General features: G+C 65.8%; 20 protein-coding genes. 11 read left to right on the top strand and 9 right to left on the bottom strand.

The genetic code is table 11. The annotated features are described in order from the left end of the window. The first annotated feature begins 75 nt into the window (after positions 1–75). Together C4S73_RS26990 and C4S73_RS26985 are read left to right on the top strand one after the other, a co-directional pair. The gene (locus tag C4S73_RS26990; RefSeq protein WP_244595818.1) at positions 76–624 is read left to right on the top strand and encodes a peroxidase-related enzyme; all 549 of its coding nucleotides are present in this window, start codon (positions 76–78) and stop codon (positions 622–624) included. Positions 625–966: 342 nt separating this feature from the next. After that, positions 967–1335: a DUF2794 domain-containing protein gene (locus C4S73_RS26985; RefSeq protein WP_103875676.1), complete on the top strand. Its 369-nt coding sequence runs from the start codon at positions 967–969 to the stop codon at positions 1333–1335. A 3-nt stretch (positions 1336–1338) separates the two neighbouring features. On the opposite strand, the gene C4S73_RS26980 is transcribed toward C4S73_RS26985, so the two are convergent. The 4 genes from C4S73_RS26980 to C4S73_RS26965 all read right to left on the bottom strand — a co-directional run bounded on the left by C4S73_RS26980 (position 1339) and on the right by C4S73_RS26965 (position 6251). Further along, positions 1339–1875 carry a GNAT family N-acetyltransferase gene (locus C4S73_RS26980; protein WP_103875675.1) on the bottom strand — a complete coding sequence of 179 codons (537 nt, stop codon included), beginning with the start codon at positions 1873–1875 and terminating at the stop codon, positions 1339–1341. An 89-nt stretch (positions 1876–1964) separates the two neighbouring features. Beyond that, the gene (locus tag C4S73_RS26975; protein WP_103875687.1) at positions 1965–2735 is read right to left on the bottom strand and encodes a Bax inhibitor-1/YccA family protein; all 771 of its coding nucleotides are present in this window, start codon (positions 2733–2735) and stop codon (positions 1965–1967) included. Positions 2736–2946: 211 nt separating this feature from the next. Beyond that, the gene (locus C4S73_RS26970) at positions 2947–5532 is read right to left on the bottom strand and encodes an ABC transporter permease (RefSeq protein ID WP_103875674.1); all 2586 of its coding nucleotides are present in this window, start codon (positions 5530–5532) and stop codon (positions 2947–2949) included. A 2-nt stretch (positions 5533–5534) separates the two neighbouring features. After that, positions 5535–6251 (bottom strand): ABC transporter ATP-binding protein, encoded by a 717-nt coding sequence (locus C4S73_RS26965; protein ID WP_103875673.1) that lies wholly within the window; start codon positions 6249–6251, stop codon positions 5535–5537. A 180-nt stretch (positions 6252–6431) separates the two neighbouring features. Here C4S73_RS26965 and C4S73_RS26960 point away from each other — a divergent pair, with 180 nt between their 5' ends. From C4S73_RS26960 to C4S73_RS26945, 4 genes are all read left to right on the top strand, one after another. Continuing rightward, positions 6432–7016, top strand: coding sequence for an arylesterase (locus C4S73_RS26960; RefSeq protein ID WP_244595816.1), 585 nt, complete (start codon positions 6432–6434; stop codon positions 7014–7016). A gap of 76 nt (positions 7017–7092) precedes the next feature. Beyond that, entirely contained in the window at positions 7093–8148 is a 1056-nt protein-coding gene (locus C4S73_RS26955; protein WP_103875672.1) for an aldo/keto reductase, read from the top strand. A 208-nt stretch (positions 8149–8356) separates the two neighbouring features. Continuing rightward, positions 8357–8935, top strand: coding sequence for an RNA 2',3'-cyclic phosphodiesterase (thpR, locus tag C4S73_RS26950; RefSeq protein WP_103875671.1), 579 nt, complete (start codon positions 8357–8359; stop codon positions 8933–8935). Between the two features lie 2 nt (positions 8936–8937). Beyond that, entirely contained in the window at positions 8938–9228 is a 291-nt protein-coding gene (locus C4S73_RS26945; protein ID WP_103875670.1) for a 4a-hydroxytetrahydrobiopterin dehydratase, read from the top strand. A 19-nt stretch (positions 9229–9247) separates the two neighbouring features. Here C4S73_RS26945 and C4S73_RS26940 read toward each other — a convergent pair whose 3' ends face one another. The 3 genes from C4S73_RS26940 to C4S73_RS26930 all read right to left on the bottom strand — a co-directional run bounded on the left by C4S73_RS26940 (position 9248) and on the right by C4S73_RS26930 (position 11945). Then, positions 9248–10453, bottom strand: a complete 1206-nt coding sequence (locus C4S73_RS26940) for a GNAT family N-acetyltransferase (RefSeq protein WP_103875669.1) — start codon at positions 10451–10453, stop codon at positions 9248–9250. A 3-nt stretch (positions 10454–10456) separates the two neighbouring features. Beyond that, positions 10457–11104, bottom strand: coding sequence for a DUF6875 domain-containing protein (locus tag C4S73_RS26935; protein WP_103875668.1), 648 nt, complete (start codon positions 11102–11104; stop codon positions 10457–10459). 73 nt (positions 11105–11177) lie between these two features. Then, the gene (locus C4S73_RS26930) at positions 11178–11945 is read right to left on the bottom strand and encodes an RluA family pseudouridine synthase (protein ID WP_103875667.1); all 768 of its coding nucleotides are present in this window, start codon (positions 11943–11945) and stop codon (positions 11178–11180) included. Positions 11946–12028: 83 nt separating this feature from the next. Here C4S73_RS26930 and ftsY point away from each other — a divergent pair, with 83 nt between their 5' ends. From ftsY to C4S73_RS26910, 4 genes are all read left to right on the top strand, one after another. Continuing rightward, entirely contained in the window at positions 12029–13225 is a 1197-nt protein-coding gene (gene ftsY, locus C4S73_RS26925) for a signal recognition particle-docking protein FtsY (protein ID WP_103875666.1), read from the top strand. 35 nt (positions 13226–13260) lie between these two features. Further along, a complete protein-coding gene (locus tag C4S73_RS26920; RefSeq protein ID WP_103875685.1) occupies positions 13261–13884 on the top strand; it encodes a septation protein A in 624 nt (207 codons plus the stop codon). A 66-nt stretch (positions 13885–13950) separates the two neighbouring features. Next, positions 13951–14364 (top strand): MbcA/ParS/Xre antitoxin family protein, encoded by a 414-nt coding sequence (locus C4S73_RS26915; RefSeq protein ID WP_103875665.1) that lies wholly within the window; start codon positions 13951–13953, stop codon positions 14362–14364. After that, positions 14361–15089, top strand: coding sequence for an RES family NAD+ phosphorylase (locus C4S73_RS26910; RefSeq protein ID WP_244595815.1), 729 nt, complete (start codon positions 14361–14363; stop codon positions 15087–15089). Before C4S73_RS26915 ends, C4S73_RS26910 begins: the two co-directional genes overlap by 4 nt. 172 nt (positions 15090–15261) lie before the next feature. Here C4S73_RS26910 and C4S73_RS26905 read toward each other — a convergent pair whose 3' ends face one another. Further along, positions 15262–16047 carry an SDR family NAD(P)-dependent oxidoreductase gene (locus tag C4S73_RS26905; protein WP_103875664.1) on the bottom strand — a complete coding sequence of 262 codons (786 nt, stop codon included), beginning with the start codon at positions 16045–16047 and terminating at the stop codon, positions 15262–15264. A gap of 243 nt (positions 16048–16290) precedes the next feature. On the opposite strand from C4S73_RS26905, the gene C4S73_RS26900 reads away from it, so the two are divergent. Next, complete coding sequence (locus tag C4S73_RS26900; RefSeq protein WP_244595817.1) at positions 16291–16626, top strand: YkvA family protein; 336 nt, start codon at positions 16291–16293, stop codon at positions 16624–16626. 156 nt (positions 16627–16782) lie between these two features. On the opposite strand, the gene C4S73_RS26895 is transcribed toward C4S73_RS26900, so the two are convergent. After that, entirely contained in the window at positions 16783–17757 is a 975-nt protein-coding gene (locus C4S73_RS26895; RefSeq protein WP_103875662.1) for an NADPH:quinone oxidoreductase family protein, read from the bottom strand. Positions 17758–17881 lie beyond the last annotated feature (124 nt).

Genomic DNA, 17881 nt, shown 5'->3' with positions numbered 1-17881 from the left:
CAGACCATGGCGATAAAGCATGACAAACCGAAGGTCGGTGAAATCCCGGCGCAGCAGGACGTCTCGCCACCGGCGATGGCGCTTGCCCTGCCCCAGGCCGAGCTTTCGGCGGAGAATCGGGCCTATTTCGACAAGTGTCTGGAAAAGCTCGGCTTCGTGCCGAATGTTCTTTTGTCTTACGCGCATGACGACGCCAAGCTGACAGCCTTCGGCGCCTTCTACAATGATTTGATGCTGGCGCCGTCGGGATTGTCGAAGCTGGAGCGCGAGATGATCGCGGTCGCGGTCTCCAGCGTGAACCGCTGCTACTATTGCCTGACCGCGCATGGCGCCGCTGTTCGCCAGCTTTCGGGCGACGCGGTGCTCGGTGAGCTGATGGTGATGAACTACCGGGCGGCCGCATTGTCTGCGCGGCATCGTGCCATGCTCGATTTCGCGGTGAAGCTGACCGAGACGCCGCATCTCATCGAGGAAGAGGACCGTGCGGCCCTGCGCGCGGCCGGATTCGGCGAGCGTGACATCTGGGACGTCAGTGCGGTGGCGTCGTTCTTCAATATGTCGAATCGGATGGCGTCGGCGGTCGATATGCGGCCCAATGCGGCTTATCACGGTCAGGTGCGCTGAGGCTTGCTCACGACGAGGCCGACAAAGAAAAACGGCCGACGCGAAGCGTCAGCCGCTGAGTTGGCCTCGACTCGCTGGCCCGACCCCACCGGAACTCCGGGGGGCTGGGGGGCTGACAAACCGGAGAACGGCAAGGTCGGGCCGTCGAGGCAACGATCCAGAGTTGAGCGCCGCAACTTGTCGGTGGCTTGGCGCGTTTCGGGCGAAAATGCGGCATTGCTGACGAAGGCGTGATCCGCCGCCGGGCGCATCCCAACGGGGTTGCTTGCCAGCGCAGCATCACGGGCGCATCATCGGGGCGATGAAACGGCGCGGCCAGCCGGCCGCCGATCGGGAGGCGCAATGAGCGAGAGCGAAACGCCGCAATCGCCGGTGGCCGGCGGGGTCGTTGCCTTCCCCAGCCCGGCCAGACCCGCGACAGTTACCTTCGATCGCCGCGAACTCTCCGAACTGCTGAACCTCTATGGGCGCATGGTCGCGGCCGGCGAATGGCGCGACTACGCCATCGATTTCCTCAAGGATACCGCGCAATTCTCGGTCTACCGCCGCGCCTCCGAGGTGCCGCTCTACCGAATCGTCAAGAATCCGGCACTGGCGAGACGCCAGGGCGCCTATTCGGTGGTGGCCGCGACAGGGCTGGTGCTGAAGCGCGGTACGGAGCTGTCGCGTGTGCTGCGTGTGCTCGACAAGCGGTTGAGCGTCGTGAGCTGAAGCTCACGCTTGAGGCGGCGTCCTGTCCGCTTCGCCCAGTTCCTTCTGCATCAGCATCTGATCGAGCCAGCGGCCGTGCTTGTAGCCGACCTTTTCAGCGACGCCGATCAGCCTGAAGCCGGCGCGTTCATGCAGGCGGCGTGAGCCGACCGAGGCGCCGGTGCCGTCGCCGATGACCGCGACCATCTGGCGAAAACCTCGCATCGTGCAGGCTTCGATCAGAGCTGCGAGAAGCGCTGCTCCGACGCCGGAGCCCTGCGCGCCGGGAGCGACGTAGATCGAATTCTCGACGGTGGAGCGGTAGGCCGGGCGCGGGCGGTAGGGGCCGGCATAGGCATAGCCGAGCAGCGCGCCATCGCGCTCGGCGACGAGATAAGGGTAACCGCCGGAGAGGACAGCGCCGAGGCGTCGCTGCATCTCCGCTTCGTCGGGCGGTGTCAGTTCCCAGGAGGCGGTGCCGTGGGTGACGGCGTGGCCGTAGATCGCCGTGATGGCCAGGATGTCGGCGGGCAAAGCCGGGCGGATCGCGAAGGTCGTCATGAGACGATCATGCCAAGCTCCACAACCAAAAGAAAAGCCCCGGCCTTGCGGCCGGGGCTCATGACCTCCGCCGAGGCGGAGACTTATGATCAGCGGCGATCGCCGAAGAGCGACAGCAGCATCTGGAACATGTTGATGAAGTTTAGGTAGAGCGACAGCGCGCCGTTCACCGAGAGCTTCGCAGCCGATTCCGCATCCATGTCCGAATGCAGGTACATGTCCTTCAGGCGCTGCGTATCCCAGGCGGTCAGGCCGGCGAAGACCAGCACGCCGATCACCGAGATGGCGAAGGACAGCGCGCTCGAGGCCAGGAAGATGTTGACCACCGAGGCGATCACGAGGCCGATCAGGCCCATGATCAGGAACGAGCCCATGCCCGAGAGCGACTTCTTCGTGGTGTAGCCGTAGAGGCTGAGGCCCCCGAAGGCAGCGGCCGTGATGAAGAAGACCTTGGTGATCGACTCGCCCGTGAAGACGACGAAGATCGACGCCATCGAGACGCCCATCACCGCCGCGAAGGCGAAGAACATCAGGCGCGCCGAAGCCGAGCTCATGCTTTCGGCCTTGAACGAGAAGAGCATGATGAAGGCGAGCGGCGCCAGCATCACGACCCATTTAAGCGGGCTGGTGAAAAGCGTCACACCGAACGGAGACAGGATCGCCTTGCCGCTCGGCGCAAATCCGGCAATCGCCAGCATGCTGATGCCGATGGCGGCGAGGCCGGTGATGGCCAGGCCGATCGTCATGTTGTTGTAGACGCCGAGCATGAACGAGCGCAGGCCCTGATCCATCTCGACGGCGCTGGTCTGCTGTGCGCGGCCGGCACCCCAGACTGGAGCATTGCGGTCGAAGTTGCTCATCGAGCGAGTTTCCCCTGTGATTTCGAAGACGGGCCTGCCTCCGCAGGCCGTCATCGCGCGCAATCGCGACGATGAGGGGAATATGATGGGGTTTGGCCGTCCTTACAAGGGGGCTCATGGTTAAGACGAGGCTCGCAATAGAAACGGCGGCCCTCAGTCATGCAAACTTACATGATTGTAATGTCTATCATAGGTCCGCTCCAGATAGTCATCATAAATTCCGCAGATGAGAAGCGGGCGCTTTCGATAGTATTCTCAGCGTGCCAGCGAGCCCGAACAGGACGGTAACGCCTACGGCAGCAGTCGCGGCCAGTAATGCCCCAGTGGGATCACTGACGAAATCGATCTTCATCACTTGAGTCACGACGCCCCAGCCCGCCAGAGCCCCAGCGACAACGCCGAACAGCGCCGAGACGAGGCCGATCGCGGCGTATTCAAGGGCGTACGACGAAAGTATAAAGCGCCTTGTCGCGCCGAGCGTCTTCAGGATCATCGCGTCATAGAGCCGCGCCCGCTGCCCGGCGGCGAGTGCGCCGCCCAGCACGAGCAGGCTCGCGGCGATGGCGAGGCCCGATGCGCCGCGGATCGCAGTGGCGAGCTGACCCACGATGGTGTTGACCGCTTCCAGCGCATCCTTGACCCGCACCGCCGTCACCGAGGGGAAGTCGATGGCGAGCCGGCGCATGAGCGCGGCGTCGGTCGCGCCGGCGCCATTGGGGGCCGTCGTCACGGTGGCGAGGTTGGTATGCGGCGCGCCGGCAAAAGTGTTGGGTGAGAACAGCATGACGAAGTTGATGCCGAGCGAGCGCCATTCCACCGTGCGCAGATTGGCGACGCGGGCGGTGATGTTGCGGCCGAGCACGTTGACGGTGAGCCGGTCGCCCAGTTTCAGGCCGATGCCGGCTGCGTTCTGCGCGTCGAAGGAAACCAGCGGCTCGCCGCGATAATCGGCCGGCCACCATTCGCCGCTGGCGATCTTCGAGCCCTCCGGCATGACGTCGGAATAGGTGATGCCGCGATCGCCATCGAGCACCCAGGCCGATTGCTCGGTAGCCTTGATGTCCTCGGCCCGGACGCCGTTTATGCTGACGATGCGGCCGCGCATCATCGGCACGCGCTCCAGCGTTGCGCCCGGCCGCTCCTGCGCCACGAAGGTGTCGAAACGCGCGGATTCGGCGTTGGGAATGTCGAGGAAGAAGAAGCTTGGGGCCTTCTGCGGCAGCGCCTGTGTGAGCTGCCGGGTGAGGCTGACATCGATGAAGGCGAGCGCCGAAAGCAGAGCGACGCCCAGGCCAAGCGAGAGCACGAGCGAAGGGGTGAGCGCGCCCGGCCGGTGGCTGTTGGCCAGTGCCATGCGCAGCGAGGGGCTGCGCGGGCGCGGGCTGCGCCGAGCCAGCGCCATCAGACCCCAGGAGACGCAGCGCAGCAGCAGGAAGATGCCGCTCATCACGCCGATATAGATCAGCGCGATGCGCCGCTCATAAGCGAAGGCGAGCGCGACGCCGACGAGCCCGGCCAGCGCCAGCGCGCAGATCACCAGATAGATCGCACGCGGCCGGCGCGCATCGGGCTCGATCTGGTCGCGGAACAGGGCGGAGACCGGCACGTCATGGGCACGCCCGAGCGGCAGGATGGCGAAGACGAGCGCAGTCAAAAGCCCGTAGAGCGCGGCGACGGCGAGTTCGCCCGGCGCCAGCGTCGGCTCGAAGGGCAGCGGCAGGATGCCCGACAGCGCATAGCCCAGCGCGAAGGGCGCGGCTGCTCCGAGGACAAGACCGATCGCGGTGCCGAGCGCAGCGACCAGCATGACCTCGGTCAGGTGGATCGCGACGACGCGGCCGCCGGTCGCTCCGATCGCCTTCATCGTAGCGAAGTCGAGCTTCTTGGCCTCGACAAAGCGGCGCACCGCATTGGCGACACCGACACCGCCGACGAGAAGCGCGGTCAATCCGACCAAGGTGAGGAACTGAGTGAATCGTTCGAGATTGCGCTGGAAGCCAGGCGCGGCATTGGCGCGCGAGCGGATCTCCCAGCCTGCATCGCGCTGTTCGCGGCCTGCTGTCGAGAGCAGCGTGTCGAGCGCTGCATCGTCGGAAGCCGCGGCGGGCAGCGAGACGCGGTAGGTCCAGCGCACGAGGCTGCCCGGCTGGAGCAGGCCGGTGGCGCGCAGGGCGTCCTGCGACATCAGCAGGCGCGGGCCGAAACCGACGCCGGCGGCGATCTTGTCGGGTTCTGAGACGAGATTGGCGCGAAGCTGGAGTTTTGCAGCACCCACGCTGATCACGTCGCCGGGCTTCAGGTCGAGCCGACCGAGCAGGACGGGATCGGCGACGGCGCCGAAGACATCATCGCCCCGGGCCAGAAGGCTCTGGATGGGTGCCTGCGGTTCGGTGACGAGATCGCCGATGCGGGGATAGGTCGTATCGACGGCCTTGATCTCGACCAGAGCCGCGCCTTTTTCGCCCGCATTGGCCATGCCACGCAGGGTCGCGATGGTCGACACGCTGCCATGTGACTGAAGAAAGGCGAGTTCCGGCGGGGTCGCTTCGCGGTGGATCAGGCTGAAGGCCGCGTCGCCGCCGAGAATGCGACGGCCCTCGCGTGACAGACCCTCTGTCAAGCCGCGTGAAGCTGAGGCTACGGCTGCGATCGCCATGACGCCGAGTGCGAGGCAGGCGATGAAGATGCCGAAGCCGCGCAGGCCACCGCGCAGATCGCGCCAGGCGAGCCTGAGCGCCAGGCCGAGGCCCGGTGAGCGGTAGGAGGGCGCGGGAGCAGGTTTGACGGGCGCATGCATGGTCAGGCAACCGCCATATCGGCGGAGGATTCGATCCGCCCGGCGCGGAGCCGCACTGTCCGGTCGCAGAGCGCGGCGAGCTGGAGATCATGGGTGACGAGCACCAGCGTCGCACCGCGCTCGCGCCGCAAGGCGAAGATCAGGTCGACGATCGAGCGGCCGGTGCCCTCGTCGAGATTGCCGGTGGGTTCGTCGGCGACGAGAATGGCGGGGTCGGGCGCGACGGCCCGTGCAATCGCGACACGCTGCTGCTCGCCGCCCGAAAGCTGCGCCGGATAATGGTCCATGCGGTCGCCCAGGCCGACATTGCGCAGTTCCGCCTCGGCGCGGGAGAAGGCCTCCGTTGCGCCTGCCAGTTCCAGCGGCAAAGCGACATTCTCGCGGGCCGTCATGGTCGGCACGAGATGGAAGGACTGGAAGACGATGCCGATGCGCCGGCCGCGAAACACCGCAAGCCCGTCCTCGTCGAGCGCGCCCAGATCCTGCCCCGCGACCCGGACGATGCCGGAATCGGGGCGCTCCAGCCCGGCCATGGTCATCAGCAGGGTGGACTTGCCGGAGCCGGACGGGCCGACCAGTCCGGTGGCCTCGCCTGAGGCCAAGGCCAAAGAAACACCCTTGAGGATATGGACGCGGGCAGCGGCACGCCCCAAACTAAGATGGACATCCTGCAATTCGATCGCCGGCAATCCGGCGGCTGGGACGCGCTCTTCGCTCATCGCTCAATGATCCTGACTTCAAAATCCATGACTTACCCCGCTCGCACCGGATCGCGGCCCGAGCGGGGCCAAATCGCGTCGCGCCCCGTCCTGCGGCGATATGGGCGCTGCGTTGCGCTTGTCCAATCGCTGTCGGCGCTTTTTCTGTTCGCCCTCACGCTGGCACTCTCCGCTGCAACCATGGCCCAGGCCCAGACACCCCCGCGAAAGCTCGTCGTTCTCGGGGACAGTCTCTCAGCCGGCTACAACCTGCCGGGCAGCGCCGCCTTTCCCGCGGTTCTGGAGCAAGCGCTACGCCAGAAGGGTATCGCTATCGAGATCGTGAATGCGGGTGTCTCCGGCGATACGGCGCAGGGCGGGCTCGAACGGCTCGACTGGTCGGTGCCGGACGGGACGGATGGCGTCATCCTGGAACTGGGCGCCAATGACGCGCTGCGCGGTCTCGATCCCGCAACGACCAAAAAGGCGTTGGACGCGATCATCTCCCGGCTCAAGGCGCGCGGTATTCCGGTCCTGCTTGCGGGCATGTATGCGCCGCGCAATCTCGGGGCGGAATACGTCACGCGGTTCGACGGGCTGTTTCCGCAGCTTGCCGAAACCTACGGGCTGGTGCTTTACCCGTTTTTCCTGGAGGGCATCGCAGGCGACCGCGCGCTGAACCAGGCGGACCTGCTTCATCCCACGGCCGAGGGCGTCCGCGTCATCGTCCGCAACATCCTGCCCACGGTCGAGCGCTTCCTCGCGACGTTGCCCGCCAAACCCTGAAACGGCCGTTCGGCCCGATCATTGCCAGTCACCTTTCACGGCGCCTTCCGCCCGTTTCTTCCGGAGTTGCATTGCCATGGAATATCGCCGCCTCGGGCGCACCGATCTCAACGTCTCGGTGATCTGCCTTGGAACCATGACCTATGGCGAGCAGAACACCGAAGCCGAAGGTTTCGAGCAGATGGATTACGCGCTCGACCAGGGCGTGAACTTCTTCGACACCGCCGAACTCTACTCGATTCCGCCCAGGGCCGAGACGCAAGGCTCGACCGAGCGCATCATCGGCAACTGGTTCAAGGCCCGGGGCAACCGCGACAAGGTGATCCTCGCCAGCAAGATCGTCGGGCGCTCGGCCAATGACTGGTTCCGCGACGACAAGGGACCGACCCGCGTCAACAGGGCGCAGATCCGGGAAGCTGTCGACAAGAACCTGAAGCGGCTGCAAACCGACTATATCGACCTCTACCAGATCCATTTCCCGGACCGGCCGATGGCCTGGGGTTCGAACCCGACGCGCTTCAACACGAGCGCATTCGAAAAAGCCGATGACGAGACGCCGATCGCCGAACAGCTCGACGCCTTCGCGGAGATCGTCAAGGCCGGCAAGATCCGCCATCTCGGCCTCTCCAACGAGAGCGCCTGGGGCACGATGAGCTTTGTGCACGATTCAGAAGCGCGCGGCGGCCCGAGGGTCCAGTCGGTCCAGAACGCCTACAACCTGCTTAACCGCACCTTCGAGACCGCTTTAGCCGAGATCGCGCTGCGCGAGGATGTCGGGCTTCTCGCCTATTCGCCGCTGGCACAGGGTTTCCTTACCGGCAAATATCTCGACGGCGCCCGCCCGGCAGGCGCCCGCACGACGCTGTTCGACCGCGGCCAGCGCTATCAGGGGCCCGGCTCCGAGGATGCGATCAAGCGCTACATCGCGTTGGCGCGCGAGGTGGGGCTCGACCCCGCCCAGATGGCGCTGGCCTTCGTCAATTCGCGTGCCTTCCTGACATCGAACATCATTGGCGCGACCACGATGGAACAGCTGAAGACCGATATCGCCTCGATCGACGTGGCGATTTCCGCCGAACTCGAGGGCAAGATCGACGCGATCCACCAGCTCGTCGGCAATCCCTGCCCCTGAGCAGCCAACCCTGCCCTTGAGCATGGTTATGTTCCGGGCTCGCTTCGCTGCGGGCCCGGAAAGCTCGCGGGGACGATGATGTCCGCCCCGTGAATTCCCGGCGCTTTGCTTGCGCATGACGCGCAAGCGGGGCGACCCTGTGGATGGAACCTCCCCGCTCACGGCTTTTCGTCTCGCCAGAGTCACAAAAAGCTGGCACTGATTCGTCATGCCGAGGCTGTTCACAGCTCTGGAGATACCCGCCGAGGTCGCCTCGGCGTTGACGCTGCATCGGGGCGGGCTGGTTGGCGCGCGCTGGATGGAGCCGGCGGACTATCACATCACCCTGCGTTTTCTGGGGGATGTCGACCGGCGCACGGCCAATGACGTCAACGACTTCCTGTCCGATGTTCAGTCCTACCCATTCGACGTCACGCTCGATGCGCTCGGCAGTTTCGGGGGCGACAAGCCGCGAGCGGTCTTCGCCCGCGTCCAGCCGAGCCAGAAGCTCACTGAACTCCAGGCCGATCTCGAAAGGCTGATGCGGCGGTTGGGCCTGCCGGCCGAGGGCCGCAAATTCGTACCGCATGTCACGCTGGCGCGGCTGCGCGACACCTCGCCCGTCGATGTCGCCGATTATCTCAGCATGCATCCGATCATCCGGCCGATCAGCTTCACGGCGCGGCGGATCGTGCTGATGTCGTCGCGCGATTCGATCGGGGGCGGACCTTATGTGGTTGAGGCGGCCTATCCGCTTGGACCCTCCTATCCGAACCGGCTGCCCCGCGCCGGGCTGCAGCGGAGATGACCATGCCCAAGCGACTCGGCATCGAGGCCCGCAACGAGGTACTGGCGACGCTGACCGGCTGGAAGCTCGTGGACGGGCGCGAGGCGATCACGAAGCGCTTCGTCTTCCGCGATTTCAGCGAGGCTTTCTCGTGGATGACGCGGGTCGCCATGCTGGCGGAGGCGATGAACCACCATCCCGAATGGTCGAATATCTACAAGACCGTCGATGTCACGCTGGCGACGCATGATGTCGGCGGCCTGACCGAACTCGACGTCAAGCTGGCGCGCGCCATGGATGGGTTCACCGGCTGAGGCGAAGGGCGCCGCGGGTTCAGGCCTTGCCGCTGGCCGCCCAGGCGGCGATGCGCCGGGTGACGGGAGCGGGCAGGCGCTTCAGCGTCGCTTTCAAGGCGGGGCGCAGTTTCGCGATGCCCAGACTGCAGGCGATCCTGCCCTTGAGCGAGAGCGGCAGCGCCAGATCGCTGACGCCCGTCTGCCCGTCGGCATGTTCGAGCTTGTAGGGATCGGCCGGGGCCAGAAGATCGAAGATCGCGTTGCCGCGCTCCCTGGCGCTGGCGAAGCTGTGATGGATCAGGATGCCGCCGAGGCCGCCGCGCTCATGGTCGGGATTGGTGGCGATGACGTGGCCGAAGCTGGTGCCCTTGCAGTCCAAAGCGAGATCGATGCCGACCGGCTTGTCGGCGCAAAGTATCAGGGCAACGCGGAGTGGCGAGCCTCCTGCGGCGTCACCGGCGAGATCGCGGAAGAAGGCCATGAAGCGCGGGTCCGAAATCGCCGGAGCTATGATGCCGTGGCGTTGCAGGGTGGCCTGCTTCATCGCGACGGCCTGTTCGACAAGTGCCGCGGCTTCCGGGCCCGGCGTAACGCAGGAAAAGCTGATCGGCCCGCGCTCGGTGAGCCGGCGCAGCCTCCTGCGATGGTTCGAGCGTTCGCGCGGGCGATAGGCCTGGCTCGGCCCGTCCGGCCCGACCCGAAAGTCGAGATCGGCGAAGGGCGCTTCCAGCCGGTCGCGCTCGACTGCGCCGCGGAGCAAGCCGGACGAGGCGAGCGCCGAGTCGGCGCGCAGTTTGCGGGCCTCGAAGATATCGCTTCCCAGCGATCTCACAGCTTTCCAGCCGGCCTGGAACAGGTCCTGGGCGTCGTCGCCGGCCTCGACCAGCACGTCGCCGAACTGGGCGACTGGGATGCCCATGAAACGCAGCGTATCGATGCCGAAACGGCGCTGGCGAATGAGCGGCCAGATCATGGCCAGCCTGCCATCGCGACGCACCGTCACGATGCTCAGCTTGCTCTGCGCGTCGAGATAGTGCCTTGCCCAATGGCGCAATACGACGTGGCTCTGGAAGACCTGCTGCGGCAGGGCGGCGCGGGCAAACAACGCCTCCCACTCCTCACGCAGCGCGATGAAATCCTGGGGGTTGTCGATGATGGCGATCGTCGGCGCCTCTTGTGCCGATGGCCTGTGGCGGCTTGCTGCGGGAGGAGCCGGGCTCGGCCGCGCCTTGACCCTAACCATGGCTCAGCTGCCGGCCCGGACATGCGCGATCAGCCGCTTCGTGCCGGCAAGCGGAAAGCGTGCCAGATAGGGCAGCAGGAGCAGGGGGTGGCGGGCCGCGAAGGGCGCGTCCTGCTCGACCATGTGGCGGATCGCGAGAACCGGCAGGGGCGCGCGCAATGGCCGGAAATCCGGGTTCCACAGGCCGGGCGCATCCGATTGCGCATACATCAGCCCGATCATCCGGTTGCGCACCAGCGAGTAGAATTTATGCCGCTTCTGCACGCGCTTGAGCATGGCGATGCCGTCCGCATCCGCGCAAGCCGGGAACCCGACGATCACGGTGCGGAACTGGGCCATGGAGGGCTTGGCCGGAATGGCCTCCAGCGTGCGAAAGCTCTCGCGGATCAAAGCGAAGGCCGAGTCCTCGTCGTCGGGGACGGCCTGCGAGATTCCGATGCGGACAGTGTCGAGCCGTGCCGCCTGCCGGGTGAAAGGACAGACCGCGCCGGTTCGCCCGAGATCGGGATGGGCGCTCATCAAATAGCCCTCGACCCAGGCAAGCAGCGTCGCCAGCGGCGGATTCCGGCCACCAGCGCAGCATTCCCTAGCCGCCGCGAAGGTCAGCAGGGCCTGGCTTGTCTCAGGTTCTAAGGTTTGCGTCTCGGGCATGCCGCGTTCCGGTTGTCCGGTGCGAGCCATAGCAAGGCCGGATTAGGGAAGCGTTGCAGGCGATAGTGCGCGGCTATGGGGTCGCGTTAGGAGTTTCGAAAGCCTCCAACCAGCCGCAGGCCTGCAAGGCTGCTTGCATATGCGACGGCGGCGGTGCCTCGACATGAACAGGCGCGCGCTTGCGGTAGAGCGGGACGGAGATCGAGCGGGCGTGCAATTGCAGGCCGGGACCGCCCTCGCGCGGTGCGGATCCGTAGATTTCATCGCCCAGCATCGGCCAGCCCGAAGCCGCGCAATGCACGCGCAACTGATGGGTACGCCCGGTGAGAGGCTCCAAAGCGAGCCAAGCCAACGGCCCGTTCTCGCCCGCAGCGCGCCCCAGCACACGGAAACGTGTCTGCGAGGGCAGGCCCTCGGGATCGACCTTCATCCACCAGCCGCGATCGGGCGCGCGCTTCCCCAGCGGGAGGTCGATCAAGCCCTCGTCCCGGTCGGGATGTCCCTCGACGACGGCCCAATAGGTCTTGTCGATGCGGCCTTCGCGAAACATCTGGTTGAGCTCGGCCATGGCGCGCGGGTGCCGGCCGAGTACGAGGCAGCCGGAGGTGTCCTTGTCGAGCCGGTGGGCGGCTTCCGGCCGGCGTGGCAGGCCAAAGCGCAGCGCGTCGAGATGATCTGTAAGCACCGGGATGACGCGGCGCTTGGCCTGGGGCCCGCGATGCGACGGCAGGCCGGCCGGCTTGTCGATGACCAGCATCATCGCGTCGCGATAGAGCAGCGGCACGGGCAGCGCGGAATCGCGCTCGGCGTGCGAAATCTCTGGTTGATCCGGTTCGGTCATGGCATTGCGCTAGCGAAGGCGGCCGGGCGAAGCAACCTCGGGATGAGGGCTGAAGATCGAATGGCCGGACGACAGGACGAGCGATGAGCGAGACCGAACCCAAGAAACGCGGCTTCTTTTCAAGGCTTTTCGGGCTTGAGGGCGAGCAGGCCAAGCAAGCGGAGCAGGAGGCCGCTCCGGGCGCCGTGGAGGCGGTGCCCGAAGCCGGGCCGCAGCCGGAACCCGATGGCCCTATCGCGCCGGAAGTCCTGCTGGGCGAGGCCGCGCCGCTGCCGATCGCGATGCCGGAGCCCGCGCCGCTGCCTGCCCCGCCGGTGATGGAGCCGCCCGTCGTTGCCGCACCGCCGGTGCCGAAGCGGAGCTGGTGGCGCCGGCTGACCGAAGGGCTGTCGCGGACCTCCTCGGCGCTGACGACCGGGATCACCGACCTCTTCACCAAGCGCAAGCTGGATTCCGGCACGCTTGAAGACCTCGAAGACATTTTGATCCAGGCGGATCTTGGCCTGGCAACCGCCGCCCGCATCGCCAAGGCGGTCGGCGACGGTCGCTACGACAAGCAGATCGAGCCCGACGAGGTCAGGGCGATCCTTGCGCGCGAAGTCGAGGAGATTCTGACGCCGGTCGCGCTGCCGCTTTCGATCGACGCCACGAAAAAGCCGTTCGTGATCCTGATGGTCGGCGTCAATGGTTCAGGCAAGACGACGACCATCGGCAAGCTCGCGGCCAAATTCCGGGCCGAGGGCAAATCCGTGATGCTGGCTGCCGGCGATACCTTTCGCGCCGCCGCGATCGAGCAACTCAAGGTCTGGGGCGAACGCACCGGCGCCGAGGTCGTCTCGGGGCAGCAGGGCGCAGACGCGTCGGGCCTGGCTTTCGAGGCCCTGCAGAAGGCGAAAGCCGCAGGAACCGATGTGCTGCTGGTCGATACGGCCGGCCGGCTGCAGAACAAGACGGGGCTGATGGACGAATTGGCCAAAGTCGTGCGGGTTATCCGCAAGCTCGATCCCGACTCGCCGCATGCGGCGCTGCTCGTGCTCGATGCCACGGTCGGCCAGAACGCGATCAGCCAGGTCGAGGCGTTCCAGCAGATCGCCGGCGTGACCGGGCTCGTGATGACTAAGCTCGACGGCACGGCGCGTGGCGGCATTCTTGTGGCGCTGGCGGCCAAATTCGGCCTGCCAGTGCATTTCATCGGCGTCGGCGAAAGCGTCGAGGATCTGGAACCGTTCTCGGCCCGCGATTTCGCGCGCGCCGTGGCGGGATTGGGAGAAGTGGCGTGAGTGAAACCGTGGTCGAGACGAAGCCTGGCAACACAGTGCCCGGCAAGGAGACAGCCGGCAAGGGCAAGGGCGTCAATCCGCTTTTGAAGCTCGCGCTCGAATTTGGACCCCTGGCGATCTTCTTTTTCGCCAATTCCTATGGCGACCGCCTGTTCGGCATCGCCTCGGACCGGCGCATCTTCGTCGCGACCGGCATCTTCATCGTGGCCTCGTTGATCTCGCTGGCGCTTGCCCGTGTGCTGCTGGGCCATCTGCCGCGCATGGCGATCGTCAATGCGGTCGTCGTATCTGTCTTCGGCGGGCTCACCATCGCGCTGGACGATGCCTTCTTCATCAAGGTCAAGCCGACGATCGTGAACGCGCTGTTCGGCTGCGTGCTGCTCGGCGGGCTCTATTTCGGCCGCTCTCTGCTGGCGCTGGTGCTGGAGACCGTGCTGCAGCTCGACGAGGAAGGCTGGCGCAAGCTCACTTTGCGCTGGGGCCTGTTCTTCTTCGTGCTGGCGGCGCTGAACGAGGTGGTCTGGCGCACCCAGACGCAGGACTTCTGGGTCGCCTTCAAGGTCTGGGGCGTGATGCCGCTGACCATGGCCTTCGCATTGGCGCAGACGCCGCTGATCCTCAAGCACGAACTCAAGAGCGCCGACGCTGCGGCTGAATAGCATCTGCCGAGTCAACATTGCCATTTGGCAGGATTGTATCTATTTTAGGCCAAATGGAGTTTTGCCATGACGGCCTTGCTGCGCATCGAGACGGCCCAGCGCGATTTCATCCCCGATCCGATTTCGGATGACGAGGCGGCGGCGATGTTTCGTGCCGCCATCAATCTGTTCCGGCTCTGGCGGGTCTCCGACGAGGAGGCCGCGACACTGGTGGATCTGCCATTGCGGACCTATCGGCGCTGGAAGGCCGGCGAAATCGGCCGGATTTCGCGCGATGGCAAGGCGCGCCTCTCCAATCTGATGGGCATCCACAAGGCGCTGCGGCTGATCTTCGTCGAGCCTCAGCGCGGCTACGACTGGATCCAGGCTCCCAACGCCGAATTCTCAGGTCGCTCGGCGCTCGCGCTGATGCTTGGCGGGGAATTGACCGACCTCATGCGGGTACGGCGCTATCTCGACGCCGAGCGTGGCGGCTGGTGATCGATCCCGCCAAGATCGATCCCGCCAAGATCGGTCGCACGGAGGTCGGATGGCGGGGGGCGGCACGGATCATCCGCAGCCTGTTCCCGCCGATCGACCTGTTCGAGGATATTGCCGATCCCGCCGACTGGCCGCTCATTCTCGCCGCGGAGCAGAAGACCAACCCCCGCCTGATGGAGAGCGTCGGCAATCTCGACCTCGTGCCGGTCAAGCGGCGCGTTTCGGGGCCGGGTGCGAGCTATCTGATGGCGCCGTTTACCCATGTCAGCCCCGATCGACCGAGCCGCTTCAGCGATGGCAGTTTTGGAGTGCTCTATGCCGGCGACAGCTTCGAGGTCGCGCTGCTGGAAACCGTGCATCATCATGCGCGATTCATGGCGGCGACACGGCAACCGCCCGGCTGGACCTCGCAGTTCCGCGAAATTCGGCTCGACATCACGGCGCGGCTGCATGATCTGCGCGGGCTTGGCGCCGAGGGGGCCGTCATCTTCGATCGCGATGACTATGCCCAGAGCCGGATTTTGGGCGCCGGGCTTCGGAAGGCGGGCTCCGATGGCATTGTCTATCCGAGTGTTCGTCGTGCAGGTGGCGAATGCGTCGGCCTGTTCTATCCGGATTGCGCGTCCGGCCCGGTTCAGGGCCGGCATCTCGACTATCATTGGGACGGGCAGCGCGTGGACCTCTATCGCGACCGCAGCGCAGGCGAGGTCTACCGGATCCTCTGATACCAACGGTTCCCAGGCTTGCCGTCTCGCAACCTTTCCGTCTCGCAGCCTTGCCGTCATTGCGAGCGTAGCGAAGCAATCCAGAAGGGCTCGCTCGACTACTCTTGGATTGCATCGTCGGTATCGCTCCTCGCAATGACGATAATCTGTCCGAAAAGGCTGTTGGGGAGCGCTATTTCGGCGCGAGGCGGATTGCGCCATCGAGGCGGATCGCGGTGCCGTTGAGCATATCGTTCTCGATGATGCTCCGGACGAGGGCGGCATATTCCGCCGGCCTGCCGAGGCGCGAGGGATGCGGAATCGAGGCCTCGAGCGCAGTCCGGAAGTCGTCGGGGACGCTGGCGAACATCGGCGTCTCGAACAGGCCGGGCATGATCGTCATCACACGGATGCCGAGCTGGGCGAGATCGCGCGCGATCGGCAGGGTCATGCCGACGATGCCGCCCTTCGAGGCGGAATAGGCGGCCTGGCCGATCTGGCCGTCCTCGGCCGCGACCGAAGCCGTGCAGATGAAGACGCCGCGGCTGCCATCTGCGGTGATGGGCTCTTCGCCGGCCAGTGCGAGCGCGCTGCGCGCGATCATGCGAAAGGTGCCGCTGAGATTGATCGCGATGGTTTTTTCGAAGGTGGCGAGGTCATGGGCGATCAACTCGCCGGTTTCACGCTTCTTCGAGACGATGCGGCGGCCGGGCGCGATGCCGGCACAATTGACCAGGATGCGCGCGACGCCATGGGCGGCGCTGGCCTTGGCCAGGGCAGCATCGACGGAGGAGTCGCTGGAGACGTCACAGGATACGAACACGCCACCGATCTCGGCGGCCACGGTCGCGCCGCGTTCGGCGTTCATGTCGAGGATCGCGACCTTGACGCCCTGGCTTGCCAGCATGCGCGCGGTGCCTTCGCCGAGGCCGGAGGCGCCGCCGGTTACGACGGCAGCGAGGGAGGAATCGAGTTTCATGGGCGTTTCCCGGTTTTGGCTCTGCTGCTCTTGGCTCTGCCATTCTGGCCTTGAATTCGGTTTAGAGGCCGCGCCGCGTCGCTCCAAGGGTGATTCTTCGCGAGCCTCTTGTGCAGCGTTTCAGCTGCGCCCACATTTTTTGACATTCACAAACCGGGCCCGAACCGGAATCATGCTGCAGGCCAGCAGAGGAGAGGCAAGACCATGACCGACGCGTTCCATTCGCGTTTCAGCGCCGAGGAGATGGCGGCGATCCGCCGGAGCCTGCGCGACGAGGCACGATTCGGCTCGGAGTTCATGGGCCGGCTGAAACGTGTGGCGAAGCGGATTCCCTTCGCAGAGGATTTGCTGGCAGCCTGGTTCTGCGCTCGCGATCCGGCGACGCCGCGTCGCGTCCGGATGACACTTCTGGCCGCAGTCGGCTATTTCGTGCTGCCGATCGACGCCATTCCCGATCTGCTGCCGTTCCTCGGCTTCACCGATGACGCCGCCGTGCTTGCGGCTGCCATTGCCGCTGTGGCGGGCTCGATCACGCCTGTGCATCGCGAGAAGGCGAAGCAGGCGATGGCGGAGCTTTGAGGCGCTGCCGGGATGTTCAGCCCTCATCCTGAGGAGCCGCGAAGCGGCGTCTCGAAGGATGATGCAGTGGACACAAGAGCCTCCTGAACCATCCTTCGAAACGCGCTCCGGTGGGGCGCTCCTCAGGATGAGGGCTGTGGGTTTTGCGCGTTGCGCTCACAGCGTCAGGACGATCTTGCCCTTGGCCTTGCGGTCGCCGATCAACGCGTAACCCTCCGTCCAGCGCTCCAGCGGGATCGTCGCATGGACATGGGCGCGGATATGCCCGCGCGCGGCCCAATCGAGCAGGCGCATCATGTTGCGGCGATGTGCCGCCGGCTCGCGGGTTACGAACTCGCCCCAATACACGCCGCGCAGGTCGCAGCCCTTGAGCAGCAGCAGGTTGAGCGGGATCTTTGGAATCGCGCCGCCCGCGAAGCCGACGACGAGATAGCGCCCTTCCCAGGCCATGGCGCGCAAGGCCGGTTCTGCGAGATCGCCCCCGACGGTGTCGTAGAGCACGTCGACGCCGCGGCCCTCGGTCAATCGCCGAAGTCCGACCTTCAGGTCATCAGCGATGTAGTCGAGTTCCTCCTGCGCGCCATGCTCGCGGGCCAGCGCAAGCTTTTCAGGGGAGGAGGCGCAAGCGATGACATGGGCGCCGAGCAGGGCGCCGATCTCGACCGCAGCCAGCCCCGCGCCACCCGCGGCACCGAGAATCGCGAGCGTCTCGCCGCCTTTAAGCCCGGCGCGCTGGATCAGCCCGTGCATCGCAGTGCCATAGGTGACGAAGAGGCTCGCTGCCTGCGCATCGTCAAGCGCATCGGGCACGCGCACGATCGAATCGGCGGAGACGGCGACCTTTTCTCGGGCCGCCCCGAAACCCAGCCAGGCAGCGACACGCTCGCCCACCCGCCATCCGGTGACGCCTTCGCCGACGGACGCTATCGTTCCCGCGCATTCCGCCGATGGCGAGAAGGGCAGAGCCGGCTTGGTCTGGTAGCGGTTCTGGATGATCAGCGTATCGAAGAAGTTGAGCGCGGCCGCCTTGACCGCGATGACGACCTCGCCGGGGCCGGGCTCAGGCTCGGGCAGGTCGCGGATGACCAGCCCTTCGGCTGGCCCATAAGTCTCGCAGAGCAATGCTCTCATCGTCGTCCCACCCCACGCGACGGCGTATTGTCGCCGAATGTCGCATGTCCGCGCGCCGAGCGGAACAGTGGGGCTGGGGTTTCGCCTTCAGCAGCCGACATTCGCATTTTCGCCAGGATCGTGA

Source organism: Allobosea lathyri (genome assembly GCF_900108245.1).
GTDB lineage: Bacteria > Pseudomonadota > Alphaproteobacteria > Rhizobiales > Beijerinckiaceae > Allobosea > Allobosea lathyri.
This window is presented reverse-complemented; position numbering and strand designations above follow the sequence as displayed.